The organism is Flavobacterium sp. N1994, from assembly GCF_025947145.1.
In the GTDB taxonomy this organism is placed as follows: domain Bacteria; phylum Bacteroidota; class Bacteroidia; order Flavobacteriales; family Flavobacteriaceae; genus Flavobacterium.
In genome coordinates, this window is record NZ_CP109999.1 from 1,167,472 (window position 1) to 1,194,162 (window position 26,691).

The following is a 26,691-nucleotide window of genomic DNA, read 5'->3' on the forward strand; positions in this document are numbered from 1 at the left end:
ATTAAATGGGGCTATTATGAATGTAATAAGGAGATAAATCTTTCTCAATAACAATCATTTTTGAAGGCAAAATTGTTTTACCATCTCCTATGCTCTCTGTAACAACAGCATTGGCACCAATCGTGACATTATTACCTATAGATATGTTCCCAAAAACTCCAGCATTTGGACCAATGAAAACTCTATTCCCAATCGTTGGAACACCTTTCTTTTCTCCGTAATTATTTACTCCGATGGTCATTCCTTGAGAAATATTACAGTTTTCACCAATGATTGCGTCTCCATGAATAACAATGTTCCCAAAATGTCCGATATAAAAGCCTTTCCCAATTTGAGTTCTATAGGAAATATCAAAACCATATTTAAATTTTAACCGTCTAAGCCACCAAAAGAAAAAATAAAACAACAGTTTGTTTTTTCTTCTGTAATGTTGTGTTGCTCTAAAGATTGTCATGAATTTCAACCCAGGATTAGGATGAATATAAAACGTAGATAACAATACTCCTATTGATATTTTTTGGATACCACAGCGTTTAAAATCCGATAAAATATATTCTTTTAGCATTGCTTTTTACAAATTTCATCAATGACATTCCAAATCCTTTCTGAAGCCAATTGCGGTGGATGCTGATTTATTTTTTTAAACCACTCTTGAGCATTTTTAATAACTTTATTTGAATCCTTATCTAACATCTTTTCCATTACAGTTTCAAAATCTTTTGGATTATTTATCCAAAAAACAGCATCCTTGGAAGGCATTGATCTAAAATGAATAAAATTATAAATTTTTTTAACAGACCAATTAGGATTATCAAGATTTGGAACATCATAATTTATAAAGCCACAAGGCTTAGCAAATGCAACATAATCAAAAACCATTGAAGAACCCAGATTAATAACCAATTCCGAATGAAAAATGGTATTCATTTGAAGCACCAAATCTTCTTTTGTAGGCAAAATAGAATGCCAGGAATCTGCTTTTTTCTCCCATTTTGGATTAATACTAGTTATGGTATTGGCATACTTTTTCAAAACAGAGTCAAACCTATCTGAAAAATCAACAGGGCAACGACGAAAAATGATACCTAAGTTATTCCCTTTTTCATTTAATTTCATCACTGATTCCGCCAAATCCGTTAGATAAACAGGGTCATTAGGAGAAGTGGTTATGTCATCACCAGAAAAACAAATATATCTTTTACTTTCCTCTAATTGATTATCTCTAAAGAATGTGCTTTGGGGCACTAACAAATCTTCTTGAAAATGAGGCTCGAACTGTGGTGTCCCTGTTATTAGTATTTGATTTTCTTTAATATGGGGATAATAATAGAGTAATTCATTCTTCATGTGAGTACTCCAAACAAAATAAAAATCGGTTTCTAAAATTTTGGTTCCTTTAGGCAAATTATCCCATGAAAAAATGAATGTTGCAGTTGGAATTCCTAAATCTTGAGCCGCCAAAATGGGGGCAACTGCCAGCATTATTCTCTGGTTCGTGCAAAAAACAATGGCTGGATTTTCATTTTGAAGTGTTGTCAAACTATCAAAATAGAGCTTAGTTTTTCTTTCGTTTTTGGCAATATTTTCTCTAATTCTTTTTAATCCATTTTGAGAATTATTACAAAAAATTAGTGTTTTTATAATAACACTCTTTACAGTAGATTTTGCATCTCTATACGAAAATGGAAAACGATAAGAATTATAAACTTTATCTTTTGATCGCTTTATATTTTGAGATAATTCAATTTGTGTTTGTGCTCCTTTTAGCAAATCAGTTATAGGATGTGCTTTAGCTTTTTCAATTTTTATTTCCTTAATACCCAATTTTGACAAATCAAATTGCGTATTGTTCCAAAAAGTAATATCGTATTCTTTTTCTAATCCAAGCTTATGAAAATTAGTAAAGGCAAAATTTCTTAAGCCAATACCATCCGGGAGAAGTATGAATATTTTTTTGTTAGGCATTATCTAATTATCTAGTAACGTTTTTAAATTTATTTTTAATTCGATTCAAAAGAACATTCATTTTCCATAATTCTAAACGTAGCTTAATTCTGGGAGAAAGATATTTTTTATTGACATACACATCGTCAAAATCTAATTTATAAAGTTGAACAAAATTAAATCCAGAAAGAAATTCCTTGATTCTGTTGTCTTTGTAATTGTTTTCGATTACGATAGATTTTACATCCAATTTGTCAAAATCCATACTTGAAACTATGTCAAACTCATTCCCTTCAGTGTCGATTGATATAAAATCAATGGGTTGCGTTTTGAGTAATTCGATGCTATTAAGCGTTATCATTTCGACATCTATTTCATTTCTTTTTCCGCCATTTTTAGCTATATCGCGATCTATTCTTTGAATATGTCTTTCATCATAATTTTCAGAAATCCCGCTAAGCATTTCGGCATATCCTTCAATTTGTGTGAACTTAATTGATTTATTAGAGGCTCCAATACAAACATTCAGATTGGTTGATTTTCTAAACGAGTTTAATTTGGCGAAGACTGTTGGGTTGGGCTCGATGCATATTCCGTTCCAATTATTTTCAGACTCGAAAAACAGGGAATTACTATACGTTTTTCCATCATGAGCACCAATATCTATAAAGAAACCTTTTTTCTTATTATTAAAGATAACGGTATTCAAAAACTCATCTTGTCGGCATTGAGAATAATACATAGTGCTCATAATTTAATTTTTTTCTTAATCTTCATCATCCATTTTTCAATATCAACCGATATCGGATAATTATCAAAATAGTCGTTTCCGCCTTTAAAATGAAATACTTCTTTACGCGTGGCAACATTCACCTCTTTTTTGGCTTCTAGTGCTTTAATTTCATGGTGCAAGAAAGGAAATAATTGATATTCATTCAAAATTAAATCTCTTGCTTTTACAATAGCATCTAAATTTTCTTCCCATTGGTTTGAAGCTACAATTTCTTTTAAAAGTAAGTCCGAATGCTTATCTTTTGGATCAATTTGAATGAACGAATCTTTAGGAAAGAATTTTTCAATCGAATTACATCCATAGTATAATGGCATTGCAAAACTTAAATAACAATCCATTATTTTCTCAGTCCAATAATAATCATTTTGAAAATTCTCATAGGCAATGGCATATTTAGAAGTACTTATAACATCCCATTTATCGTCAATTGGCTTGATTCCTCTTCCGTATAATTCAACAAATGGTAACGTTTTAATGGCATCTAAAAAATCCATCCTTACGTTATGCCCTTTAGAAGATCTTTGATTACTAGTAACCCAAACAATCTTATTTTCTTTTGATAAATCTGCTACTTTAACATTTGACAAGAAATCATAACTTTTATTCACATGCCAAGGCAAAGCACCGTGAGACAAAACATTATTTCTTTTGATATCTAACTGATTGTAAATTAAGCTAACATTTTTGTTAGCATATTGTCTGTATTTTGAAATTTCATTGGGTGGTTCTAGGCAAATGTGGATGATATTATTTCTATTTACTTTAACCGAAAAATCAGTTTTGGGATAATCCAAAATTACTAAATAGTCACATTCCTCAACATCTTCATCAGTAAATGTAAAGCCTCCCCATTGCATTGCACTATTAGGAGTTTGCTTTTTTATATCAAAATGATGTTTGAAATAGCTTTCTATTTTAACAATCATAAAATAGTTTATTTTAGGTTTTGGTTAATCCCAATAGTCAATTCTCCCGATTCAAAGAAATCGAAATTATACTCTTTTAAAATTTTATAAATCGCTTCCCTGCAATCAAACTCATCGTGAATTTCAACAGCAATACATTTTGTTTTAGATAAAAAAGAAACATCCGCATTTAATCCGGTAAAGACTTCTTTTTCTGAGCCTTCAATATCTATTTTGAGTATATCAATCTGTTCAAATTTATATTCCTTCATCAAATAGTTTAATGAAAATGCTTTTAAATCGGCTTCTTCCTTTGTTTCTTCTACTCGTATTGACCATTCTTTTTTATCTCTAAAATCATTAACGATTTTTAGATTGGTGTTTTTACTCCAAATTCCACCTTTAATTTTAATAGCATTCTGAATTCCGTTACTCTCTAAATTGTAGCAAACACTTTCAAAATTGGATGTATCTGGTTCAATGGCAATAAAATTTGAACTCGGAAAATAATGCGATAAATAAACCGAGGTAAGCCCAATATTACTTCCAGCATCAATGATGTTTAGTTTTTTATCATTTGGAAAATGATTCTGATATGCTTCAACAACCGGCTTATATTCTTTGTATTGATATATTTGAGCAAATACATTCAAATCGCTTGAAGGTCTTTTTCTAAGTTTAATAGTATTCTCAAAATCAGGATAATTAAAAACAAAATCTTTACTATTTTCTTGCTTTAAAAAACCATTAAAGGCTATTAAATGGAAATAATATTCATTGATTTGCTTTTCTTCTTCTGTAGTTTTTAATTGAAAAATACGCTTTAAAAGATACTTTAAAACCAAAATTTGATTAGCGAAATTTAATCTGTATAAATGTAATAGTTTTTGCATTTGGTGGATAAAATGGTTCTAAAAATTGATGTTTTTAAACTTCTTCTGATGGCTTATTTCCCAAATTTTATCGGTCAATAAAGAATTTAAAAACAATTCGGCACTATTTCCTTTTCCAAAATCAGAATTAATTTGATTAATCTTATGGTTAGAGATAGATTGTAGTGCTTTTAGAATATTGTTTTTATTGTAATCAACATTAATAATATCTGCATTTAACGTTCTATTTTGCTGACGAGTTCCTATATTAATAATTGGAATTCCGTAATAGGGTGCTTCTCTAATTCCGGCACTGCTGTTTCCTATAATGAACTTAGCGTTTTTAAGTAACACCAAGAAATATTCAAATCGTAACGAAGGGAAAATTCTAAATCTAGGATTGTCTTTGATATTTTGATAGGCATCAATGATGTATTGGCTGCCTAAATCATTATTGGGATAAATGACCACAAAGTTTTCCTCATACTCTTGTAAACTTTTCACAAAATCATCAGCATATTGTTGCATCTGTTTTGCTTCAGTTGTCACCGGATGAAACATAACAACGGCATAGCGTTCAAAATCAATTTGATAATATTTTTTCACGCTTTCAAGACTGGGCAAATCATCCGAAAACATGATATCAACATCGGGTGAGCCTATTGTAAAAATAGAGGATTTTATTTCCCCCATTTGTAATAATCGTTTCGCAGCTTCTTCATTGGAAACAAAATGAATTTGACTCAATTTTGTAACACTGTGACGAATCAATTCATCAACTGTCCCTGATAACTCACCTCCTTCGATGTGAGCAACCAAAATATTATTAAGCGACCCAACAATGGCACCAGCTAAAGTTTCCACACGATCACCGTGAATAACAATCATGTCTGGCTCAATTTTTTTACAATAGCTCGAAAAACCTTCAATAGTTTTTGCTAAAGTTAAATCCATTGTAGTTTCGTGTGTATGATTTTCGAATGCGTGAACGTTCTTAAAATTACATCGCTCAATTTCAATAAGAGTAAATCCGTATTCCTTTTGCAAATGCATACCAGTAACAAAAACAAAAACTTCAAACTCTTGACTATTTTCAAGAATTGAAATCAGTGATTTTATTTTACCAAAATCGGCTCTAGTACCCGTAAGAAAAAGGATTTTCTTCATTTATTCAAAATCTTCACAAGGAATGCTACTGAAATTTATAGATTAATTTAAATAGTTTTTTTACCATTTTCCTTTTCAACTTAAAACCAAAAGTCTCCGAATTATTAACTGTATTTGGAGCAAAATTTTGCGATGGATTTGTAGTTATTGGCTGGGATAAATTAGCTTTTTGAATATCTGTCATCCAACTTTCAACTTTATTTCCCATATGAAATGCAAAGTTATGATAAGTTGACAATCTCATTTTACCCGATAAATCTATAGGCAAATCGACATATTCATATTCCGAATTATTGCCAACAAGTGTTAGTGATGGTTCAAATGGAATAGTTGAGAACAACAAATCCCTTTTTATAGTTAAAATTTGATGAGAACTTCCCATAATTGCCTTTTGATTTTTATAGGTAATAACAGGCCATTTCAATTTTGGGTCTTCTTCTTTTTCCCAATTAATACTTTCCAAAAATCTATTATAAGTATCAAAATTTTCTTCTATTGGTTCATATTTAAAATTCACTTGTTTCAGTAAAATCCGCTCCATTGTTGAGAATGTTGCATATCGGTGTGACTTTCTTACTGAAATTGGAGAAACTGAACCTACATTGGGAATCGAATTAAATAAGTTCTCAACATTTTCCTGCCATCCTTTTACAAATAAGATATCGATATCAGCCGTAGTTATAAATTCTTCTCTTGCTGTTCTCGCGGCTCCTATCAGAGCATCCATTTTCCCGATATTTTCTTTATGATGAATAACACAATTAATTATTCCTTCATCATATAATTGATTCAAATAATCAGTAACTATTTTACAGCTTCCGTTATTGACAAGTGTAATTTCGCAGTTGTTATTTTTGGTAGCAAAAGCGGAATTAACTGAAAGTTTTAAAACATCAAAAATATCGGCATAATATCCTTCAAGCTTTGGAATAAATACAACAATCACAATTCTGTGATTAGATTTTAAATCGATTTTCTTTTCCTGCTTTTGAGGATTCATTCCAACTCTCATATCGTACTAATTAAAATCTGAAAAGTCTAATTGTTCATCATTTTCTATATCCCGAACAGCAATTTTTCCTAATACATTATTAAAATGTTCAGCTAAAATTTTACCAGTTCCTGGTCGTTTCACCCAAATATTTTCTTTGGTTAAAACATCCCCTTTTTTAATTTTGGCAATAGAACAAACGGTTGCAAAAGCAAAATCAATAGTAACTTGCTCTTCTTTTGCAGGTTCTTTTTGTCCACCGCGCATTTGCCAAATTTCATTAGAAGAAACGATCAATTCCGAACAGGCATTTTCATCCATACTACAAACAATATCTGGTCCGGTTCTTTGCATATGATCCGTAAAATGACGTTCTAAAATACTCGCTCCAAGCGCAACTGCACCAAGACAAGCATTGTTATTTAATGTATGATCTGATAGTCCAAAAACCTTATCGGGAAAGGCTTCATGTAGTTGTGTCATCGCTCCAAAACGAACCAAATGTATTGGAGTCGGATATAAGTTGGTTGTATGCAAAAGTGCTACAGGAATTTTATGTTTATCAAAAATAGCAACGGCTTTTTGAACGCTTTCAATAGTATTCATTCCAGTACTCAAAATCACTGGCTTTCCAAAACTACAAATGTGTTCTAGCAATGGATAATTATTGCATTCGCCTGAACCAATTTTATAAGCTGGAATATCAAATTTTCTTAATCTTTCTGCTGCAGCACGAGAGAATGGTGTAGAGATAAAAATCATTCCTTTGCGTTCTACATAATTCTTAAGTTCCAATTCATCAGCTTCGTTCAAAGAACAACGCTCCATGATTTCATAGATGGAAACATCTGCGTTACCAGGAATTACTTTTTTAGCAGCGCCACTCATTTCATCAGCCACTATGTGCGTTTGATGTTTTACTACTTCAACTCCAGCGCGAAAAGCAGCATCAACCATTTCTTTAGCAACCGCAAGTGAACCTTCGTGATTAATTCCGATTTCAGCAATAACTAATGGTGGATAATCTAATCCTACTCTTCGATTTGCAATTTCAATATAAGGATTGCTCATTTATTTTTTACTATTAGTGTATTTATAAACTTCTTTTTTAGTAAACTTTTTTGTTGTTATTCGATTGTAAACCAATAATGTATCGTCTTCTACAAACTTTGAATTACTAAAACTTTTTGTGTCATCATAACGATTATACTTAATGGATGCCATGTCTGATATCGTATTAAACAAATTGTCATTCGTGGTGAGTTTATCTTTATTCTTTTTTAAATTTTCAATTAAATAGGGATTATCCTTGCCATATTTATCGGTATACATTACAAACATAGGGATATTAACTTCGCCTAAATATACTTGTTCTGAACCGTATCCAAATTTATTTTTTGCAGAATCATTATCGTAAAGTAAAGTTCCATGATCAGGAGTGAAATATAGAACCGCTGATTTATTGGTTTTCTTTATTTCGTTAAAAAGTTGAGAAAGAATAAAATCATGATATAAGATTAAATTATCATAATGATCTAACTCTTCTTCTTGCACCGAATTTAAATAACTAACTTTTTTGTACTGATTCGTTTTGAAGGTTTTAGGAATTTTACCATGCCCTCCTAATAAGTTTATCAATATGAATTTTGGGCCAGAATCTCCATTATCTATTATTTTATTAGCTTGATTAATGACTACATCATCAACAGTATTGCCATTAAAATTGCTAATTAAAGAATCTGGTTCCTTGTCGTTATAAAGGAAAAATACCCCCTGATTAGAAATCCAATATGTTTTATAGCCACATTCTTTGAATAAACTTATTATTGTTTTTTCTTCATAGGGTTTCATTGGTGTTTTTGGCGTGGCTTCGGTCAATAAGAAAGGAATTGAAGCCATGGTGGAATTACCATTTGAAAAATGTTTATTAAACGAAATTAGATTCGTTTCATTTTTCAAATAGGGATTGTTAGCTCTGTCATATCCATTGATTTCCCAATTCTTATATCGCATTCTTTCCCCGATAACTAAAATTACAATTTCGGGATTATTCTTTTTTTCTTGTTTCGCATTGAATGTAAATGCCTCTTGCTTTTTTAATAAAGGTGAAATTTTAGAAAGAAATTCATTCTGTAAAATCAACTGATGGTAAAAATTTAAAGGCGGTACATTTTTGGTGTTATGAAAAGTGAAATCGCTGTTTTGAAAAACAAAAAAATATTTATTGTAATGTGTCCGCACCTCTTTATACATGGGGATTGCAATTACAATATTAAATAGCAAGAAAACTAACACTCCACTAATTATGATTTTAATTTTATTACCAAGTTTGATTTTGTTTTCTATTTGTCTGAATGCTAAAACTATAAAAAACAAATACACTAAAAAAAGTGGTATTCCGATATAAAACTTTGAAACAAATTCTTTTATCTCATTCGAATTAGTGTTAATCATGGCAGCAATTGCCGATTGAGTGATAAAACCCCCAATCGAAATCAAAGTCATCTGCTCAAAAAAATTGGGAATTAAAATGAATAAGGAGAATAAAATCAGTGTTATCTTTTTATTAAAAAAAATATTTATAAAAAGAAGGATGCAAAGGTTGGCGCTAATATTCATTACGAATTGTGCCACTGGACTTGATGAAAAGCCTGAAACCAAAAATTTATTGATAAAAAAGAACTCCGAAATTATCAAAATATATACTATCCACAAGTATTCTTTGAGCAGGAATATAATTTTAGTAAACAGTGCTTTCATATTTAAAATTTATACTTCTTCGATACAAATTCAGCGTAATCAAAATCTTCTTGAGTATCAATGTCAATATTGGCAAAAATATGATTTACTTGATAAGGAAAGGCATTTTTTGTAATTATTGAATCCTCTAAAATAGCTTTGGTGTTTGTTATGTATAATAATCCGTTTTCAAAATAAAGAGGCTCTAAATCCTGGCTTCTTTGTCCGATTTCATAGTTAAAAGTAACAAATTTATTATCTGCAATTTTTCCAAATTTTTGATGATTTTCTGAAACGGTAAATAAACTATCGCAATTATTTTCAGTATAAAAACGGAACGCATCCTTAAGCAAATTTTCAGGACGCAATGGATTTGTGGGTTGCAACAAAATTATATTTTCAATAGCAGGATCATTGATAAATTCTAGACCGTGTTTTAATGCGCTAGCTGTAGGTTCTAAATCTCCTGATAATGATGCTGGTCTGTCAATAATCTGTGCGTCAAATTGAAGAGCAATTTCTTTAATTTTTTCGTCATCCGTAGAAACAAAAACTCCGTCTACTATCCCAGCATTTTTTTGGGCATAAAGAATACTATGTGCAATTAATGGAATACCGTCAAGAAGCAGTATGTTTTTGTTTGGCAATCTTTTTGAACCACCACGGGCGGGGATTATTACAATGTTTTTCATTAGCAAAACTAAGTCGTAAAAGTAACTTTTTTTAGAGTTTCCAATATATTTTTGCTTCGTTTAATTGCAAGTAAGCTTGATATTCTTTAGATGTTAAAGCATTTCGATGTTTTATAAGTTTTGGAAAGGCAATAATCAAATCTAAAATAGCTAAAAACAAGGGTTGAATTACTTTGAAATCACCTTTGAAAATCTTCGTTTTGAATTGCATCCAAATAGAATAGGCCATTTTTTTGGGAATCTTTAAAATTGGGGAAAACAAAAAATAAGTATACCAATCAGCACGAATAGCTCTACGGTATCGAAAGGCAAATACTGATTTCGATTTCGCTCTTTCTTTTAAATCAACGCGATGCTGAACAAAAAGTTCTGGAACATAATCCACTTTCCATTTTTTCTTAAATAATTGAAAAGAGGCAAAATTTTCTTCCCCATAAAACTCAAACCATTCAGGATAATTGGGGATACCTCGCCAAGCTGTCATTCGCCAAACGTGACCACAGCCTACAAAGCTTTTTACTTGTTGCGGAATTTCGTTGGTAGTACTATTTTGAAACGATTGTTTACTCCAAAATATTCGAGCTGCTATCAATCCGCAATCTCGATTTTTTTCAAAATAATCGATTATAATTTCAATTGGATTTTCAACTAAAAAATGAGCGTCGTCGTCAAGAGAAATGGCAAAATCAGCATCCGTTTCATTGAGCATTTTATTTCTGCAATAAATGTATCCTTTGGAAATGGGATTCCTTTTTAGTTCAACTTCTGGAAAAAGAGTCGCGATTTGCTTATAAGTATCGTCGTTTGAACCATCATCAAAAACAACACATCCAACATTGGGTCCAAGTAAATACTTTATTTTGTTGAGTGAATAAAGTAATTCATCACACCGATTTTTAGTTGAAATTAATATTGAGATTTTATAAACACTCTTCACGAATTCTGGAATTTTTTAATTTGTTCCAAATTTTGAAATCCTGTTTTTAAATCGGGCTCAAGGTAATTTCCTTCTGCCCATTCGTTCCATGCTTTAATGAAAATTATTTTCTCCTCGTCTTTGTAGTTTTTGATTCTTTCATAACAGTTCATTAAATTTTCATAAAACAATTCCGGTTCACTGTCAACTATAACTTGCCCTTTGTAAATACTTCTTGGCGTATGATCCCAATTGGGAACACAACTGGGAAAGAATTTTATGTCTTTAGGAACATTTGAATAATTGCTTGCAGCCACTATTTGTTTGTGAGTGTATATATTTTTGATTTTATAAGCACTATACTTAATCTGATTCCATTTTTTATCTAGAATCTTTTTGGTAAGCTTATCCAATATGCCATATTTAACCCTCATAAAAAGGTGACTTGGAGATGGCGGGGTCAACGCTTGAAATCCTTTTTCTTTATATGGAAAGTCAAAATGCTGATAGGCAATAAAATAAATTCCCTCTAAACCATTTTCTTTGGCCAATTTATTCCATAAGTCTATAAATTGATTGGAGTCTGGCAGTCCCGTTGGGTTGTATATAACAAAGATAGGTTTATTATCTATCCTCATATAACGTTCATCCTTAAAAGCTGGCAATAATTCGTTAAAGTGATTGATATAATCTTGTTCTCCAGGATAAGTTTGTTCCATTAAGATTCTCTCATACAAATCGCCATAAGCGACTCCACCCCATCTAATATTAACCCAAGCCAGACAAAATCCCAAATCTGGACTTTTGGTTTTCATAACTTCTTGAAAGGGCATTTCGAGTAATCGTTTTCCGTCACCAAACCAATAGTGCCAATAACAAAATCCATCAATGCCGTATTCTTTAGCCATTTTGGCTTGCTGTTCCCGAACTTCTGGAATTCTCAAATCATAATATCCTAAATCAGCTGGGACTTTTGGTTGATCATGGCCTTTAAATAAGGGTTTAGCTTTTCCAACATTCGTCCATTCTGTAAAACCTTTTCCCCACCACTCATCGTTTTCAGCAACGGGATGAAATTGTGGCAAATAATAAGCGATTACTCTAGCTTTACTCATTTTAATGATATAATGATTTGTATTTTTATTTAATGAATGATTTACTTTAGATTCTTGATCACTTTAGCTGGCATTCCGGCAGCAACAGAATTATCTGGGATATCTTTTGTGACAACGGCATTTGAACCAATAATACAGTTTTCTCCGATAGTGACACCTGGCATTATTACAACCCCTTCGCCAACCCAAACATTATTCTTGATTTTGACACTACCTTTACTTATTAGTGGTCTTTTGGAAGGTTGTAATTTAATCATGCCATCAGAAGTATCGCCGTGATGATGATCTGTAATATAAATTCGACTGGCAAATAGACAATTATCTCCAATTTCAACAGAATTGATACAGCCAATATGAATATCTGTATTAAAAATTACGTTGTTCCCTATTTTTATACTAGGTTGGAAAGTGTCATTTTCATATTTGTCCCAAGCTTCAATTCTGAATCTGTCTAGAGCGATAAAATTATCTCCAATTTCTATATACTTAGGATTAAATACTCTACTGTCTTTCCCAATAGTAAATTTAACGCCCACTTTTTTGAACTTTTGCTTTAATTCGTCTCTTTCATATTTAGCCTTTTCATGTATAATGAAATTGATGAATCTAATTAAAGGCCTTATAAAAAAAAGGATGATTTTTTTTACCATTTTATTTATTCTAAGCATTTAACTAATCGATTTATATCATTAATTTCTAATTCATAAAAAAATGGAAGCCTTACTAGACAATCTGAAAATCTATCAGTGTTGGGTAATATTCTGCCATCGTGTTTATCTTTATAATAATCGCTTGAATGCAATGAAATATAATGAAAAACCGAATGAAATCCATTTTCTTTTAAACGGGTAATCAAATCAGACCGTGATGCTAAATCGGGTAAAACCAAATAAAACATATGAGCATTATTGGTTGCATAATCTGGAAAAACTGGTAATTGAATACTACTGTTATTGAGCTTTTGAAAGGCATCCATATAAGTTTTCCACAAAAGTTTTCTTCGATTTTGGATGTCATTTAAGTTTTCTAATTGAGCCCATAAAAAAGCCGCAATAATTTCTGAAGGCAAAAAAGAGGACCCAATATCTATCCAACCGTATTTGTTCACTTCTCCTCTAAAAAACTCCGCTCTATTAGTTCCTTTTTCCCAAATAACTTCTGCTCTTTGCACAAATTTAGAATCGTTTATGGCTAATAATCCGCCTTCCCCTGAAATGATATTTTTTGTTTCATGAAAAGAAAATGCGGCCATATGACCAATACCTCCTAATGGTTTTTTTTCGCCATTACTACTGATGTAATAACTATCAATAGCTTGAGCGGCATCTTCAATAACCAGTAAATTATATTTATTGGCTAAAGTCATTATAGCATCCATATCACAAGCTACACCAGCGTAATGTACCGGAACAATTGCTTTAGTTTTGGAAGTAATTAGTTTTTCAATTTGGGTAACATCTAGGTTTGGATTTGATGCTTCTGAATCGGCAAATACAATTTTTGCTCCTTGTCTGATAAAAGCCAATGCTGTAGAAACAAACGTATAACTCGGAATAATTACTTCATCACCTTGCTTAATATCTGCTAAAATAGCACACATTTCAAGAGCATCTGTACACGAAGTGGTTAGCAAACACTTTTTAAAACCATATTTATTTTCAAAAAAATCCTGACACAGTTTAGTATACTTACCATTACCTGATATTTTACCAGTTCTTACGGCATCTTCAATATACAATGTTTCATTGCCTGATAGGTAAGGTTTATTAAAGGGAATCATAATTATTTAAATCTTAATTTAAATTTAGTCAAAGGAAATATACTTTTTTTAGTATCCTCATAAAATGCATCTGAAATTTTAATCAATCCCTCTCCGCAGACAATTACTGGTAAAGAGTCTTCTATAAAAATTACTTTTCCGGGTTGTCGATTTTCTATCACAACATCTTCCACTAGTAATGCATTTTCTATGATAACTATTTCATTATCTAATAAACATTTGGCACCAGTAAATGGAAAACCACAGGCATCAATTTTTCGAATTATTTTATCTGAGGATAAATTCCAATTTATAAAATAATCTTCATCATCCAACCACAAAGAATAAGTTGCTTCACTCTCATTTTGTTTATATGAAATTAGTGGAATTCCTGTTTCAATAGCGGTTGTTAATTTTAAAACTACACTAACATATAGTTTGCTAATAATGCTAATAGCTTCATTTATTTTTATTGGATATTGAATTTCAACATCTTCTTGAAATATCAATTCCCCCATATCATATTTTTCAGAAGCAAAAATGGACGAAACACCAATCTTTTTTTCGCCATTGATTAACATATTCACTAAAGGAGCAAACCCTCGATATTTAGGTAATAATGAATCATGAATTACAATTAAATTAGGCAAATCTAACATCCATTTCCATGATATGGCTATATAGTAATGACTTTTAAAAGTGGTAATATCTTTTTCTTCATTTCTAAAAAAATGAACAATATCATTTGCTGCACATAGTTCTTTGATCTGATTTGAAAAGTCATTTTTAACTTTATTATCAGTTCCTATGCAGATAAAGTCAATTAAGTTTAGCTTTTTATTGGCTATTAAACTTTCTACCACATTAAATCCTTTCTCGGACATTAAAAATAAACCTATCATTGAAGTAAATTTAATTTTAAAATAGAGTTTAAAGACGAATTTTCAGAAACTGATTTATAGCTATTATTAGAATAGGATTGATACTCTGATTTTGATAACTCAAAAATTTTCTTAATTCCAAATGCCAAATCTTCGCTGTCTTTTAGTGATGCCCTATACCCGTTATAGTTATCAATTACCATATTAGTAACGATTCCCATATCAAAACCAACCACCGGAGTACCACAAGCTAAAGCTTCAGAAACCATCATGGGTCCAGAATCTTCAATGGATGGATTTACAAAGACTTCTACTGCTTGATATAATAGAGATAAAAGTCTGTAATCATTGATATAATCAATGTTTTTCATTTCAAAAGTCAAATCCGATAATTCACTCTGAGTTTCTCTTGAAACATTTAAGATTACAATTTTATTCTTTTGCTCCTCAGTTAAATTATTTTCCAATATTTTTAATGCTTCCATAAAATACTGGAATCCTTTTCTTTTTGATTTCAAATTTTGAGAGCCACAGAGGATGTAAAATTTATCTTCGTCAAAGTCAAATACTTGTTTAGCAATATTCCTTTTATTCGGATTAAATTGATCAACATCAATTATGCTATTAATATTCTTAAACTCAATTTGATCTTTATATATTTTTGAATTTTTTGCTTGATTTAAAGTCCATTCCGACATAGAAATTATTTGAAAATTTCCTTTTTTAGCATTATGGAATTTAGTTTCAAAATTTAGCTTAGCCAAGCCCTTGTTTTTTGCATCAAGTATGGCTGGACAATTAGTACTACATCCGCTAACATAACCCTTACAATCCCATGCATAGTGGCATCCTCCAGTAAAATGGTTCATATCTACAGCAATCGTATAAACCTTTGATTTAGTTAATTGCTGAATATTTACTATATCCGTTGAATTCATAAACTTATCCGTCATCCCAACGAAAGTAATTTCAGGAATAAAACCAATTTGATTTAGTAAATGTGCAGGGTCAATATTTTTAGTTTGCTCGTCATCACTTATAAAATGATAATTAGGATCAACTTTATTATACTTTCTTAACTGACTTTTTACTATTTTTTGGAGACTGCTTATATACTTGTTTTTAAGTATGGGTTTGTACTTGATAATAAATGGGTCGCTTTTTGTTTTGTTTTTTACAAGCATGGCTACCTGATGCCCTTCTTCACTATATAATTTGGCTAGTCTGTATATTGCTTCATAAGCACCATTAACATCCCCTGTTGAAAGTAATAAAATGTTTTTTTTTACTTTTCCCATTCCATTGGTATTTTAAAGAATCCGTTTTCAACATCTCCTTTTTTAAATTCCTCCTGTCCGATATCTATTATTTTTAAATTCAATTTTTTGGCAGGAAAATCTAATAACTTAACCTTTGGAACATCAATTGCAAGTCCAATTACATAATTGTTGGCTATTAAAATATCTTTAGGAATTCTTATTATCCATGTATTAATTCCAACAAAATTTATTTCTCTTCTTTTAATAAAGATTACATTTTCAAATTTATCCAGTAATGAAAAATTCAATCTTAAATTTTCTTCTAGAAAATCATTTTTCAGTTTTAGATGAATAAATATTTCTTGATCTGTAAAAAACTCTGTTACTGCATTAGCTTCAGAATCTTTGATACTAACTTCTAAAATTTGTGATTTTTTGTTTTTATCCTCTTCAAATTGTATTTCTGATAAATCATCGTCAATTGAATTATTTCTCAGATAGTAGGTTAAAGAATCTTCTAAATCGCCTGAATGTTTTATTATTCCGTTTTCAAGCACCATTCCTTTGGAGCAAAAGCTTTTTACAGCTGCCATATTATGACTTACAAAAAGTACGGTTCTGCCCTGCCCTTTGCTGATATCTCCCATTTTGCCAAGGCATTTTTTTTGAAATTCGGCATCACCAACTGCTAATACTTCATCAACAATTAAAATTTCACTCTCTAAATGAGCCGCCACAGCAAAAGCTAAACGAACATACATTCCAGAGGAGTATCTTTTTACTGGAGTATCAATATATCTTTCAACTCCAGAAAAATCAATTATTTCTTCGAGCTTTCTTGTGATTTCTTTCTTTCGCATCCCAAGTATTGCCCCATTCAAATAGATATTTTCTTTTCCTGATAATTCAGGATGAAAACCAGTACCTACTTCGAGTAAACTGGCAATTCTTCCTTTTATTTTAATTTCACCAGTAGTTGGACTAGTAACTCTTGATAATAACTTGAGTAATGTACTTTTTCCAGCCCCATTTTTTCCTATAATCCCCACTGCATCACCTTGATTAATTTCAAAGTTGATATCTTTCAAAGACCAAACAATATCACTAGTTCCTTTACTACTTCTATCATTAGTTTCTCCAATTTTAAGAAAAGGATCTTCTTTTCCAAGTACTTTAGTTAACCAAAAACGCTCAATATCACGTGATATTGTTCCTGTTCCGATTTGTCCAATCTGATAGGCTTTTGATAAATTTTCAACATGTATAATTGGCTTACTCATTAGATGGTATCAACAAAGGTTTTCTCGGTTTTATTAAAAATAATGATACCGACAATTAAAATTAAAAAAGTAACTAATGCTGAACTTAATAAAGTCATGGCTGTAAACTCTCCTTTACCTAAAAAGGCATATCGGAAAGCTTCTATAATTCTAGTCATAGGGTTCAACTCAACTATCCATCCATATCCTTTTTCTCTGGCATAACTCAACGGATAAATAACGGTGGTTCCATACATAAGCAACTGAACTCCAAAGGTGACTAAAAATGTTAAATCACGATATTTAGTGGTCATAGCAGTAATAATCAAGCCAAGTCCTAATCCCAATAATGCCATTAATAACACCAAAATAGGAAATAAAAATATTCCTGATGTAACATGAAAACTCGTTCCCGGTATTGGTTTAAAGTAAAAATAAATCATCATGAAAATCATCAAAAGTAACTGAACTCCAAAACGGACTAAATTACTAACAACGATACTTAGTGGCATGATTAATCTTGGGAAGTATACTTTTCCGAAAATATTTGAATTATCTCTGAAAACGGTGCTAGTTTTGGTCAAACAATCAGAGAAATAATTCCATGAAGTAATTCCAGCTAGATAAAAAAGGTATTTTGGGATTCCATCAGTACTAATACCAGCTAAGTTTCCGAATACGAATGAAAACACAATAGTAGTAAAAATGGGTTGAATGAAAAACCAAAGTGGTCCAAGAATAGTTTGTTTATAGAAACTAACAAAGTCTCTTTTAACAAAAAGGAACAATAAATCCCTATAATGCCAAAGGTCTCTAAATTTTAAATCAAAAAGCGAAGTATGTCCTTTGATTATTAAATCCCAATTTTGAGATTGTCCATTATCTTTCATTACTGCTTTATGGAATTAAAAATATTTGTCATACTATGGTTGGCTACAAATATATAAATTTGAATAGGTGCAGAAAAAGAATTGAATTGATTTATTGGAGAAACTATTAACATTTAGATAAAGTACTTTTATTTGACTAATTTTGTAAACTAAAGACATCATTTTGCTACATTTCTTCAAACATAAAAAACCATTTTTAAAAGATTTAATTCCAGATAATTATATTGATATTCATTCTCATTTGTTACCTGGAATTGATGATGGGTCTACTTGTATTGAGGACACTACCAGTTATATAAATGGTTTGCAAGAAATTGGATTTAAAAAATTTATCACAACTCCTCACGTAATGGGTGATGTTTGGAAAAATACCAATGATCAAATTAACGAAAAATTATTGGCTACTATTGCTGAATTAAAGATTCCAAATATTGATAATCGCATGAAAACTGCAGCTGAATATATGATTGATTCAGAGTTTACTGCTTTATTCAAAAGTAAATCACTACTAACTCTAAAAGATAATTATGTCTTAGTTGAGATATCATACTTAAACCCGCCTATTCAATTATTTGAAATTTTATTCGATTTACAGGTAGCAGGCTATCGACCAATTTTAGCCCATCCAGAAAGATATAATTTTTATCATAGTTCCTTGGATGAATATAAAAAACTTAAAAATGCTGGATGTTTATTTCAACTTAATATGCTTTCTACAACAGGCTATTATGGTGAAAGAGTATCTAAAGCAGCTGATTTATTATTGAAAAATGGTTTAATCGATTTTATTGGTTCAGATGTTCATCACAATCGTCACATGGAATACATGCATAAAAGAATTATTTTGAAAAATTATGAATACTTAACTTCTGCTTTTCAAAATAATTCTCTTTTTGACTTTTAGTTTTTTACTTTTTAAAGAAAGATAAAAATCTTTTAACTAACGATTTTTTTGTTCCTAAATCTGAGTCATAACCATAACCGTATCCATAAGCGTAGTTATATTTATAATTATAACCATAACTAGAATAACCTTTATAATTGGCTCCAACATTATTTATAACATAAGCCATATTTCTTAATTTTCCCTTCTCACTTAAGTTAACAGAAAATTCTAATATTTTCTTAGGGGTATAATCGGCTCTAACAACATATAAAGTAGTATCAACTAAATGAGAAATAACGAGTGTATCAGTTACCAATAATGTTGGTGGAGTATCTACAATGACAAAATCGTATTCTTTTTTAGCTTCTGCAATCAATTTTTCTAATCTTCCGTTTGATAATAATTCTGCTGGATTTGGAGGTATCGTTCCTGACAAAATAATATCTAAATTAATATTATCTAAAGTATTTTTATTTACAGTACTGTGCCAATCAACAGAAATGTCATGTAAGTAATCTTGAAGTCCGTGTTGATTCTTTTTAATGTTTAAATAATTATGCAGTTGAGGGTTTCTCATATCTGCACCAATTAACAACACTTTTTTATTCATTATTGAAAATGAAATAGACAAATTCAGAGCTGTAAATGTTTTACCTTCTCCCTTTATAGTAGAGGTTATCATTATAGTTTGACCAACTTTTTCCTTTTGTAAAGGGAAAATATACGTTAAGTTGGTTCTTAATATTCTAAATGATTCACCAAGTATAGATCTGTCATTCAGTGCTGTTAATTTATCCTTAGTATTAATGTGTGGAACTTCTGAAAGAATAATTTTATTTCTTGTTAATTTTAAAATATCTTCTTTGGTATGAAGTTTATCATCAAGTAAGAACCCTAAATATAATATTAAAAATGGAATCAACAATCCAATAAGAATTGATACTAAATAATAGGTTCCTTTTTTAGGTGCTACTGGGCTAGAACTTGTCAAGGCGTAATCTACAATTTTTAAAGAAGAAGAAGTTATGGCTAAATTTATAGCAGCTTCTTCTCTTTTTTGTAAAAGCAAAAGATATAAAGTTTCTTTAATATTTTGTTGACGCTCAATTTTTCTCAATACTTTTTCATCATTTGGGATAGCACTAAATTTATCAATCGATGATTTTTTGATGTAGTCATTTTTAGAAAGAGAAACCTCTAATTCTTTTTGGTAAGCTTTAATAGACCCTATAATATTATCCTTAAGATTTGCCAGTTTAGCATTTAAAAGTTGAATATTTGGATTATTTACTCCACCACTTACTGCCAGTCTTTCACGTTGCAAAACCGCTACATTAAATTCGGAAATTAATTCATTTATTCCTTGATTAGTTAGCCCTAAATTGGCTGGTAACAATCCTAATTTTTTATCTTCTTTTACTGTTTGCTCTAAAATTTTTGCCAGTGCGATTTGAGTTTCGACTTGAAAGACATCATTAGAAGCAATTATTTTGTTTGAAGTTGCGCTTACGGCATCTTCATTTATAAAGGTTAATTCATTATTACGTTTAAAATTAGCTTTATTTGTTTCAACAGAGTCTAATTGTTTTTCTAATGATTTAAATCTTTCATTAACAAAATTAATGGTTCTTTTAGACACTAACCTTCTGTCATTCAAACCATCAGCATCAAATTGTTTTATGATTTCGTTTAGGATAACTTCAGACTTATCTCTATTGGCTCCAACTAAAGATAGTATTAGAATATCAGAATTTTTATTGCTATTTGAAATATTTAAACTTCCAGCTAAGCCTAGGACAACTGACTCAATTGTGGCATGAACAATCAAAAACTTTCTTGTGTTTAATGCTTTTAAGTTTGTCCCAACTTGAAGTGATAACCTGAAGGGAACTCCATTGACATATTGAACAGAATTAAAAGGATAAACTTTTGAAGAAGTACTCGATGAGGAATTAGCTATTCTATATCCTCCATTGGCTATTTCAATCTCAAAAGAAATAGATTTCTCATCCATTTTCGAAGAGTTATCCAACCATTCAATTGTAAAAGGTCTGTTTTTCCAAATCTCAATATTATTCAAATAACCAACATTGTAATATTGATTATTTAGATTTAAACTTTTACAAACTTGCTCAAGAATTCGATACGATTTTATAACTTCAATTTCATTATCCAAATTCACTTTACTTTTTCCAAATAAAGCTACTGGACTATTAGGCATTATGAAACTATTCTTAGAATCATCAATTATTTTAACTTTTGCTCTTGATTCATAAACTGAAACCGTGTGGTTTAAATAATATTTCACAACAAAAAAACAAACTACTACTGAAATTAAGAAATAATGCCAATAGCGTAAATAGAGAAAAAACTGTTCTATAAAGTCAAAATTATTATGCTTTTCTTGAAGATCAAGCTGGGAATTTTCCATTAAAACTATTTTTTTAATAATAAATACATTGTAGCAGCAAAAGTAAGTACTCCTAATACACTTCCAATATTACTTAAATATCCTGAATTCATAACTTTAGCTCCATTTGGATTTACAATTATGACATCATTTTGCTTTATATAGTAATATGGACTATTAAACCAACTTGAGGAAGTTAAATCCAATTTAGTATAAGTTCTTGTACCATTGCTCTCTCTTATTAATAGAACATCCTTTCTAATACCATTAATAGTTAAATCACCTGCATATCCAATAGCTTGATTAAGTGAAATGTTTTGTTCGTCAAAACTATAAGTTCCAGGTGCTTTAACTTCTCCCAAAATAGTTACTTTGCAATTAATCACTCTTACACTTACTATAGGATCTTTTAGATAACCTTTATTACTTAACATGTCTGCGATGATTTTTTGTACCTCCTCTGTACTTTTCCCTGCAACTTTGATATTACCTAATATAGGAAAAACAATTTCTCCCTCCTTTGAAACTAGATATCCTTGAACTTTCAAAGTTTGAATGTTTGATAGATTAGTGTATCTTTTATCTACATTAAAAGGCTCTGCTGATTCTAAAATCAATGAAGAAATGTTAATATATAAAATATCATTAATTTGGACTTCATTTGGGATGAATTGTATAGTGCTTTGTCCACTATTTTTGATGTCTTGGTAATATAAAACATCCTTTTTGCTGGCACAAGATGTGATAGTTAAAGCTAATACAAATAGTAATATTTTTTTTATCATTCTAATAATTTTAAGTAATTCAATTCTGGTGGATAGTTAAAAAAAGCAAATCTACAATTAGATTTTATATTTTTAATATGATTAAGAAGTTTTCATCAAAATAAATGAATAACAAATACTAATTTGCATCTAAGATTTGATATTCTGAATTCATACTTTTAAATTCTGGTATAATTTTCTTCATTTGAGCAACTACCTCTAAACTTGAATATTTCTTTGTTATTGTTATTAATTCCGTAATTGATTCTTTAACCTCATCAAAATCATCCCATTTCTCTTGAGCAATCATAATTTTAGTATTATGAGTAGGCAACGTTTTTGAAGAGTCATTTAATAATTCTTCAAATAATTTTTCACCAGGTCTTAAACCTATTATCTTAATATTTATGTCTTTATCCGGAATAAAGCCTGCCAAGCGTATCATTTTTTTAGCTAAGTCAATTATTTTTACAGGTTCCCCCATATCAAAAATATAAATCTCACCTCCATTGCCCATAGCTCCGGCCTCAAGCACTAATTGACAAGCTTCAGGTATCGTCATAAAATACCTTATAATCTCTGGATGCGTTATTGTAATTGGTCCCCCTTCTTGAATTTGTTTAGTAAATAATGGAACTATAGAACCATTAGAACCTAAAACATTTCCAAATCTTGTAGTGATAAACTTGGTAGGATTTTTTTTGTTTGAATTAACTAGATGATAATTTAAAGATTGAACGTATTTTTCAGCAATACGTTTACTTGCCCCCATAACACTACTAGGATTCACCGCTTTATCAGTAGATATCATTACAAATTTTTCAACCATATATTTCTTAGCTAAATCAGCTAAGTTTTTAGTTCCAAGCACGTTGGTTAAAATAGCCTGTAAAGGATTTTCTTCCATCAATGGAACATGTTTGTAAGCAGCTGCATGATAAACAAAATCGGGTTTGTATTTTTCAAAAACCATTTCAAGCACATTATTGTCTTTTATATCTGCCAAAACAGTTCTAATTTTTATGTCTTTTGAATTTTCTAAAATTTCAAGTTGTAAACTATGCAAAGGAGACTCTGCTTGATCTAGAATAATTATTTTATATGGATTAAAATTTAGTACTTGTCTAACTATTTCACTTCCAATAGATCCTGCTCCACCGGTAATCATAACGGTCTTTCCTTTAATTTGAGCTGAAATCTTTTCGTTATCTAAAACTATAGGTTTTCTATCTAATAAATCTTCAATAGCAAAATTCTTTAATTGATTGGATATTTGATTTTGATCCTCCCAATCTGTGATTAATGGTACTGTAAAGACTTTGAAATTATATTCTAAACATTCTTCAACCAATGTTCTAGTTTCCTCTTTAGTCAAACTTTTTTCAGCAATAATCAAAGCTTCAGCATTTACTGATTTTAGAATCACATGTATTCCTTTTTTTTGATTGATTATTGGTAAATTCAATATGCTTTTATTTGTTTTATTCTGTTCAAACTTATTTACAAAACCAACAACATTAAATCGCGCAGGTTTCTCTGTTTTTAATGCATTAGCCACTGATATAGCATTAGCATCAGCACCATAAATTAAAGCTTTGATTAATTGATTGGAATCAGCAACTTGAAGATAAGTTTCAAAAATATTTTTTACTAAAATTCTAAAGAGAAATAATAATAAAAATGAAATAACATAAGTAATAAATAAACCTGTTGACAATAATAACCTTTCTTTTAAAATAATTTGTAAGGTATAATTGAAAACCATTAATGATAAATAAGAAGCAGTTGTAGCAACTAAAAGCTTAACGCCATCAATAAAAGTAGAATGCCTTATTATACCACTGTAGGTTCTAAAGAAAATAAACGAAACGGCATTAATAAAAATTACAAAACCATATTGAAAAAACAGACTAAGATTTGGATAAAGCTTTACATTTAAACTCTGAATTATTATTTGTGTAATCACACAAGCCAAAGAAACTATAAAAACATCTATAGCAAAAATTATCCATCTTGGTAAATAACCAATGTTTTGGAATCTTTTGGTAGAGATGATTTTTCTCAAAAAATTAAATAAATACTCTTGCATTTAGAAACCCTATTTCTACAAATTTATACTAAAAAATCTTTTTAATACATCAGAAATTCTTTTTTTATCGAATTCTGTAAGATTAGAACCCGATGGTAAACACAATCCATTTTCAAAAAGGTGCCCTGAAACATTCCCCCCGTAATAAGGATATTTTTCAAATATAGGTTGCAAATGCATTGGTTTCCACAAAGGCCTGCATTCAATATTTTCTCTTTCCAAAAACAATCTTAACTCAGTACTTGTTTTGCCTAAAGTATTGGAATCAATTACAATACAGCTTAACCAATGATTTGAAAAAAAATCTGAATTTGGCTCTTGAAAAACAGTCACCTCACTTATATCTTTGAAAAAATCAAGATAAAATTCATGCATTTGTCGTCTTAAATTAATATGTTTTTTTAAGACTTCCATCTGTCCTCTTCCAATTCCAGCACAAACATTACTCAATCTATAGTTGTACCCAATTTCTGAGTGTTGATAATGTGGCGCGTTATCTCGGGCCTGAGTTGCCAAGAAAACTGCTTTTTCTTTAACTTCCTTTGAATGTGAGACCAATGCTCCGCCTCCAGAAGTAGTAATGATTTTATTTCCGTTAAATGATAGAGCTGCAATATCTCCGAAAGTACCACATTTTCTGCCTTTATAAGTACTTCCCAAAGCTTCAGCGCTATCTTCCAAAATCGGGATTCCATATTTATCGGCAACAGCTCTAATCTCCTCTGCTTTAAATGGCATGCCGTACAAATGAACCGGAATAATAACTTTAGGTTTCTTTCCTTTTGAAATACAGTCAACAATAGCTTCTTCAAGCGCAATCGGACACATATTCCATGTTTCTGACTCGCTATCAACAAAAACAGGGGTGGCTCCCAAATACAATATCGGATTACAAGATGCGGAGAATGTAAAGCTCTGACAAATCACTTCATCTCCAGCCTGAACTCCCAATAAAACTAACCCCAAATGAATGGCAGCTGTTCCTGAACTTAAAGCGGCAACACATACTTCATCATTTAAAAACTGTTCTAAATCTTGTTCAAAACCAGTCACATTAGGCCCTAATGGCGCTACCCAATTGGTATCAAAAGCTTCATTTACAAATTGTTGCTCATTACCTCCCATATGTGGAGAGGACAGCCAAATTTTTGAATTATTCATTTTTATTAATTACCTTTTAAAATGGTTTTAATTATAATTTTTATGTCTAAAAAGATATTCTGATTGTGGTAGTAATCTAGATTCATCTTCACTTTATCCGGAAAAATAACCGTGTCATTGTAATATAAAGCATCCTTTTGCTGCTCTAGAATTTGTTCTTCATTGTAATATTTTATCGAAGCTTCGCTGGTAATTCCAGGTTTTAATTCCAATACTTTTCGTTCTTCGCCTTCCAGTTTATCATAGTATCCTTCAATATCGGGTCGTGGCCCAACTATGCTCATTTCGCCTATCAATACATTCAAAAACTGTGGCAGCTCATCTAGTTTATATTTTCTAAAAAAGAATCCGATTTTAGAAATATTTCCCGTTTTCGGATGCATCGTTTTTAACTTATAAATGGTAAACAGTTTACCGTATTGCCCTACTCTTCTTTGGAAAAACAATCCGTCAGATTGTGTGTCTACTATCAAAATCAACCAAGAAATTATAATAAATGGCAAAAAAATCATCAATGCAATGAACGAAACAACGAAATCGAAAACTCTCTTTACGATGGCTTTCATTTGATACTTTTAGCCGGAACTCCAACTACAACATCAGCATTAGAAACATTAGCAACCACCATGGCTTGTCCTCCAACAGTAGCATCATCAGCAATGATAACTCCTTGAACGGTGGATGAACCAATTCCCATTTCAACACAACATCCTATTGCCGTATTGCCACCTAAATTTACACCAGGTGCCAAGGATGAAAACGATTGTATCGAACAATTATGTCCCAAACTACAATTCATATTAATCACAACAAAATCAGCAATAACGGTTTCATAGTTAATAGTGGTTCCCGGATAAATAATACATCCTTTCCCAAAAGTCACTGCCTCTGAAACCCAAGCATCTTTGGCAATAAAATTGGGAAAATTAAAAGATAGGTTCTGATAGTTATCAAATAATTTTTTCTTAATTGATGGAAAAGCAATTCCCCAAACAATGGCCATATCTTTCCCTGAAAACTCCTGTAATTTATCAATCGCACCTAATACAGGAACACCGGCAATTATCGTATTATGTTTTGAAGCATCATCATCTAAAAAACCAATAATTTCAAAAGATTGATTAAACTGATTGATATTGTAAGCAACAAATTTACCAACACTTCCGGCACCAATTATAAGTAGTTTTTGCGTCATATCT

The 26,691-nt window shown here is 30.6% G+C and carries 25 protein-coding genes; 1 reads left to right on the plus strand and 24 read right to left on the minus strand.

All coding sequences use genetic code 11. The features are described 5' to 3' along the window. Position 1: 1 nt before the first annotated feature. From OLM53_RS05305 to OLM53_RS05390, 18 genes are all read right to left on the minus strand, one after another. Positions 2–565 carry a serine O-acetyltransferase gene (locus OLM53_RS05305; protein ID WP_264522006.1) on the minus strand — a complete coding sequence of 188 codons (564 nt, stop codon included), beginning with the start codon at positions 563–565 and terminating at the stop codon, positions 2–4. Next, on the minus strand, positions 559–1,965 hold the full coding sequence (locus OLM53_RS05310) for a UDP-glycosyltransferase (RefSeq protein WP_264522007.1): 1,407 nt from the start codon (positions 1,963–1,965) through the stop codon (positions 559–561). Before OLM53_RS05310 ends, OLM53_RS05305 begins: the two co-directional genes overlap by 7 nt. 7 nt (positions 1,966–1,972) lie before the next feature. Next, positions 1,973–2,695, minus strand: a complete 723-nt coding sequence (locus OLM53_RS05315; protein WP_264522008.1) for an FkbM family methyltransferase — start codon at positions 2,693–2,695, stop codon at positions 1,973–1,975. Next, a complete protein-coding gene (locus OLM53_RS05320) occupies positions 2,692–3,663 on the minus strand; it encodes a glycosyltransferase family 10 domain-containing protein (protein WP_264522009.1) in 972 nt (323 codons plus the stop codon). The genes OLM53_RS05315 and OLM53_RS05320 overlap by 4 nt, the downstream gene beginning before the upstream one ends. Before the next feature lie 8 nt (positions 3,664–3,671). Beyond that, the gene (locus tag OLM53_RS05325) at positions 3,672–4,535 is read right to left on the minus strand and encodes an FkbM family methyltransferase (RefSeq protein ID WP_264522010.1); all 864 of its coding nucleotides are present in this window, start codon (positions 4,533–4,535) and stop codon (positions 3,672–3,674) included. An 18-nt stretch (positions 4,536–4,553) separates the two neighbouring features. After that, on the minus strand, positions 4,554–5,681 hold the full coding sequence (gene neuC / locus OLM53_RS05330; RefSeq protein ID WP_264522011.1) for a UDP-N-acetylglucosamine 2-epimerase: 1,128 nt from the start codon (positions 5,679–5,681) through the stop codon (positions 4,554–4,556). Positions 5,682–5,706: 25 nt separating this feature from the next. Beyond that, a complete protein-coding gene (locus OLM53_RS05335) occupies positions 5,707–6,693 on the minus strand; it encodes a glycosyltransferase family A protein (protein ID WP_264522012.1) in 987 nt (328 codons plus the stop codon). Between the two features lie 6 nt (positions 6,694–6,699). After that, a complete protein-coding gene (locus OLM53_RS05340; protein WP_264522013.1) occupies positions 6,700–7,743 on the minus strand; it encodes an N-acetylneuraminate synthase family protein in 1,044 nt (347 codons plus the stop codon). Continuing rightward, positions 7,744–9,177, minus strand: a complete 1,434-nt coding sequence (locus OLM53_RS05345; RefSeq protein ID WP_264522014.1) for a phosphoethanolamine transferase — start codon at positions 9,175–9,177, stop codon at positions 7,744–7,746. 257 nt (positions 9,178–9,434) lie between these two features. Then, the gene (locus tag OLM53_RS05350) at positions 9,435–10,103 is read right to left on the minus strand and encodes a cytidylyltransferase domain-containing protein (RefSeq protein WP_264522015.1); all 669 of its coding nucleotides are present in this window, start codon (positions 10,101–10,103) and stop codon (positions 9,435–9,437) included. Positions 10,104–10,134: 31 nt separating this feature from the next. Continuing rightward, entirely contained in the window at positions 10,135–11,040 is a 906-nt protein-coding gene (locus OLM53_RS05355) for a glycosyltransferase family 2 protein (RefSeq protein ID WP_264522016.1), read from the minus strand. Then, complete coding sequence (locus OLM53_RS05360) at positions 11,037–12,134, minus strand: glycoside hydrolase family 99-like domain-containing protein (RefSeq protein WP_264522017.1); 1,098 nt, start codon at positions 12,132–12,134, stop codon at positions 11,037–11,039. Before OLM53_RS05360 ends, OLM53_RS05355 begins: the two co-directional genes overlap by 4 nt. A 41-nt stretch (positions 12,135–12,175) precedes the next feature. Continuing rightward, entirely contained in the window at positions 12,176–12,802 is a 627-nt protein-coding gene (locus tag OLM53_RS05365) for an acyltransferase (RefSeq protein ID WP_319799860.1), read from the minus strand. Then, entirely contained in the window at positions 12,790–13,914 is a 1,125-nt protein-coding gene (gene rffA, locus OLM53_RS05370; protein WP_264522018.1) for a dTDP-4-amino-4,6-dideoxygalactose transaminase, read from the minus strand. The genes OLM53_RS05365 and rffA overlap by 13 nt, the downstream gene beginning before the upstream one ends. Before the next feature lie 2 nt (positions 13,915–13,916). Next, a complete protein-coding gene (locus OLM53_RS05375) occupies positions 13,917–14,795 on the minus strand; it encodes a formyltransferase family protein (RefSeq protein ID WP_264522019.1) in 879 nt (292 codons plus the stop codon). Beyond that, entirely contained in the window at positions 14,792–16,072 is a 1,281-nt protein-coding gene (locus OLM53_RS05380) for a glycosyltransferase (RefSeq protein ID WP_264522020.1), read from the minus strand. The genes OLM53_RS05375 and OLM53_RS05380 overlap by 4 nt, the downstream gene beginning before the upstream one ends. Continuing rightward, complete coding sequence (locus OLM53_RS05385; RefSeq protein ID WP_264522021.1) at positions 16,060–17,313, minus strand: ABC transporter ATP-binding protein; 1,254 nt, start codon at positions 17,311–17,313, stop codon at positions 16,060–16,062. Before OLM53_RS05385 ends, OLM53_RS05380 begins: the two co-directional genes overlap by 13 nt. Then, positions 17,313–18,182 carry an ABC transporter permease gene (locus tag OLM53_RS05390; protein ID WP_264522022.1) on the minus strand — a complete coding sequence of 290 codons (870 nt, stop codon included), beginning with the start codon at positions 18,180–18,182 and terminating at the stop codon, positions 17,313–17,315. Before OLM53_RS05390 ends, OLM53_RS05385 begins: the two co-directional genes overlap by 1 nt. A 163-nt stretch (positions 18,183–18,345) precedes the next feature. Here OLM53_RS05390 and OLM53_RS05395 point away from each other — a divergent pair, with 163 nt between their 5' ends. Further along, positions 18,346–19,086 (plus strand): tyrosine-protein phosphatase, encoded by a 741-nt coding sequence (locus OLM53_RS05395; protein ID WP_264522023.1) that lies wholly within the window; start codon positions 18,346–18,348, stop codon positions 19,084–19,086. A gap of 4 nt (positions 19,087–19,090) precedes the next feature. Here the strand turns inward: OLM53_RS05395 and OLM53_RS05400 are convergent, their stop codons facing one another. The 6 genes from OLM53_RS05400 to OLM53_RS05425 all read right to left on the minus strand — a co-directional run bounded on the left by OLM53_RS05400 (position 19,091) and on the right by OLM53_RS05425 (position 26,687). Further along, complete coding sequence (locus OLM53_RS05400) at positions 19,091–21,499, minus strand: GumC family protein (RefSeq protein WP_264522024.1); 2,409 nt, start codon at positions 21,497–21,499, stop codon at positions 19,091–19,093. 5 nt (positions 21,500–21,504) lie between these two features. After that, positions 21,505–22,263 carry a polysaccharide biosynthesis/export family protein gene (locus OLM53_RS05405; RefSeq protein ID WP_264522025.1) on the minus strand — a complete coding sequence of 253 codons (759 nt, stop codon included), beginning with the start codon at positions 22,261–22,263 and terminating at the stop codon, positions 21,505–21,507. A gap of 118 nt (positions 22,264–22,381) precedes the next feature. Continuing rightward, the gene (locus OLM53_RS05410; RefSeq protein ID WP_264522026.1) at positions 22,382–24,331 is read right to left on the minus strand and encodes a polysaccharide biosynthesis protein; all 1,950 of its coding nucleotides are present in this window, start codon (positions 24,329–24,331) and stop codon (positions 22,382–22,384) included. A 15-nt stretch (positions 24,332–24,346) separates the two neighbouring features. Further along, entirely contained in the window at positions 24,347–25,492 is a 1,146-nt protein-coding gene (locus OLM53_RS05415; protein ID WP_264522027.1) for a DegT/DnrJ/EryC1/StrS family aminotransferase, read from the minus strand. Positions 25,493–25,497: 5 nt separating this feature from the next. Next, positions 25,498–26,058, minus strand: coding sequence for a sugar transferase (locus OLM53_RS05420; RefSeq protein WP_264522028.1), 561 nt, complete (start codon positions 26,056–26,058; stop codon positions 25,498–25,500). Continuing rightward, positions 26,055–26,687, minus strand: coding sequence for a NeuD/PglB/VioB family sugar acetyltransferase (locus OLM53_RS05425; RefSeq protein ID WP_264522029.1), 633 nt, complete (start codon positions 26,685–26,687; stop codon positions 26,055–26,057). The genes OLM53_RS05420 and OLM53_RS05425 overlap by 4 nt, the downstream gene beginning before the upstream one ends. Between the last annotated feature and the right edge of the window lie 4 nt (positions 26,688–26,691).

Bases quoted from the DNA above. Each gene is read 5' to 3' on its own strand.
- OLM53_RS05415 (WP_264522027.1), bottom strand. From the start codon at position 25,492: ATGAATAATTCAAAAATTTGGCTGTCCTCTCCACATATGGGAGGTAAT.
- OLM53_RS05340 (WP_264522013.1), bottom strand. From the start codon at position 7,743: ATGAGCAATCCTTATATTGAAATTGCAAATCGAAGAGTAGGATTAGAT.
- OLM53_RS05390 (WP_264522022.1), bottom strand. From the start codon at position 18,182: ATGAAAGATAATGGACAATCTCAAAATTGGGATTTAATAATCAAAGGA.
- OLM53_RS05420 (WP_264522028.1), bottom strand. From the start codon at position 26,058: ATGAAAGCCATCGTAAAGAGAGTTTTCGATTTCGTTGTTTCGTTCATT.
- OLM53_RS05425 (WP_264522029.1), bottom strand. From the start codon at position 26,687: ATGACGCAAAAACTACTTATAATTGGTGCCGGAAGTGTTGGTAAATTT.
- OLM53_RS05380 (WP_264522020.1), bottom strand. From the start codon at position 16,072: ATGGGAAAAGTAAAAAAAAACATTTTATTACTTTCAACAGGGGATGTT.
- OLM53_RS05305 (WP_264522006.1), bottom strand. From the start codon at position 565: ATGCTAAAAGAATATATTTTATCGGATTTTAAACGCTGTGGTATCCAA.
- OLM53_RS05310 (WP_264522007.1), bottom strand. From the start codon at position 1,965: ATGCCTAACAAAAAAATATTCATACTTCTCCCGGATGGTATTGGCTTA.
- OLM53_RS05335 (WP_264522012.1), bottom strand. From the start codon at position 6,693: ATGAGAGTTGGAATGAATCCTCAAAAGCAGGAAAAGAAAATCGATTTA.
- OLM53_RS05325 (WP_264522010.1), bottom strand. From the start codon at position 4,535: ATGCAAAAACTATTACATTTATACAGATTAAATTTCGCTAATCAAATT.
- OLM53_RS05375 (WP_264522019.1), bottom strand. From the start codon at position 14,795: ATGATAGGTTTATTTTTAATGTCCGAGAAAGGATTTAATGTGGTAGAA.
- OLM53_RS05360 (WP_264522017.1), bottom strand. From the start codon at position 12,134: ATGAGTAAAGCTAGAGTAATCGCTTATTATTTGCCACAATTTCATCCC.
- OLM53_RS05405 (WP_264522025.1), bottom strand. From the start codon at position 22,263: ATGATAAAAAAAATATTACTATTTGTATTAGCTTTAACTATCACATCT.
- OLM53_RS05315 (WP_264522008.1), bottom strand. From the start codon at position 2,695: ATGAGCACTATGTATTATTCTCAATGCCGACAAGATGAGTTTTTGAAT.
- OLM53_RS05385 (WP_264522021.1), bottom strand. From the start codon at position 17,313: ATGAGTAAGCCAATTATACATGTTGAAAATTTATCAAAAGCCTATCAG.
- OLM53_RS05410 (WP_264522026.1), bottom strand. From the start codon at position 24,331: ATGCAAGAGTATTTATTTAATTTTTTGAGAAAAATCATCTCTACCAAA.
- OLM53_RS05365 (WP_319799860.1), bottom strand. From the start codon at position 12,802: ATGCTTAGAATAAATAAAATGGTAAAAAAAATCATCCTTTTTTTTATA.
- OLM53_RS05350 (WP_264522015.1), bottom strand. From the start codon at position 10,103: ATGAAAAACATTGTAATAATCCCCGCCCGTGGTGGTTCAAAAAGATTG.
- OLM53_RS05320 (WP_264522009.1), bottom strand. From the start codon at position 3,663: ATGATTGTTAAAATAGAAAGCTATTTCAAACATCATTTTGATATAAAA.
- rffA (WP_264522018.1), bottom strand. From the start codon at position 13,914: ATGATTCCCTTTAATAAACCTTACCTATCAGGCAATGAAACATTGTAT.
- OLM53_RS05345 (WP_264522014.1), bottom strand. From the start codon at position 9,177: ATGACTTTGATTTCGATTGGGGGTTTTATCACTCAATCGGCAATTGCT.
- neuC (WP_264522011.1), bottom strand. From the start codon at position 5,681: ATGAAGAAAATCCTTTTTCTTACGGGTACTAGAGCCGATTTTGGTAAA.
- OLM53_RS05400 (WP_264522024.1), bottom strand. From the start codon at position 21,499: ATGGAAAATTCCCAGCTTGATCTTCAAGAAAAGCATAATAATTTTGAC.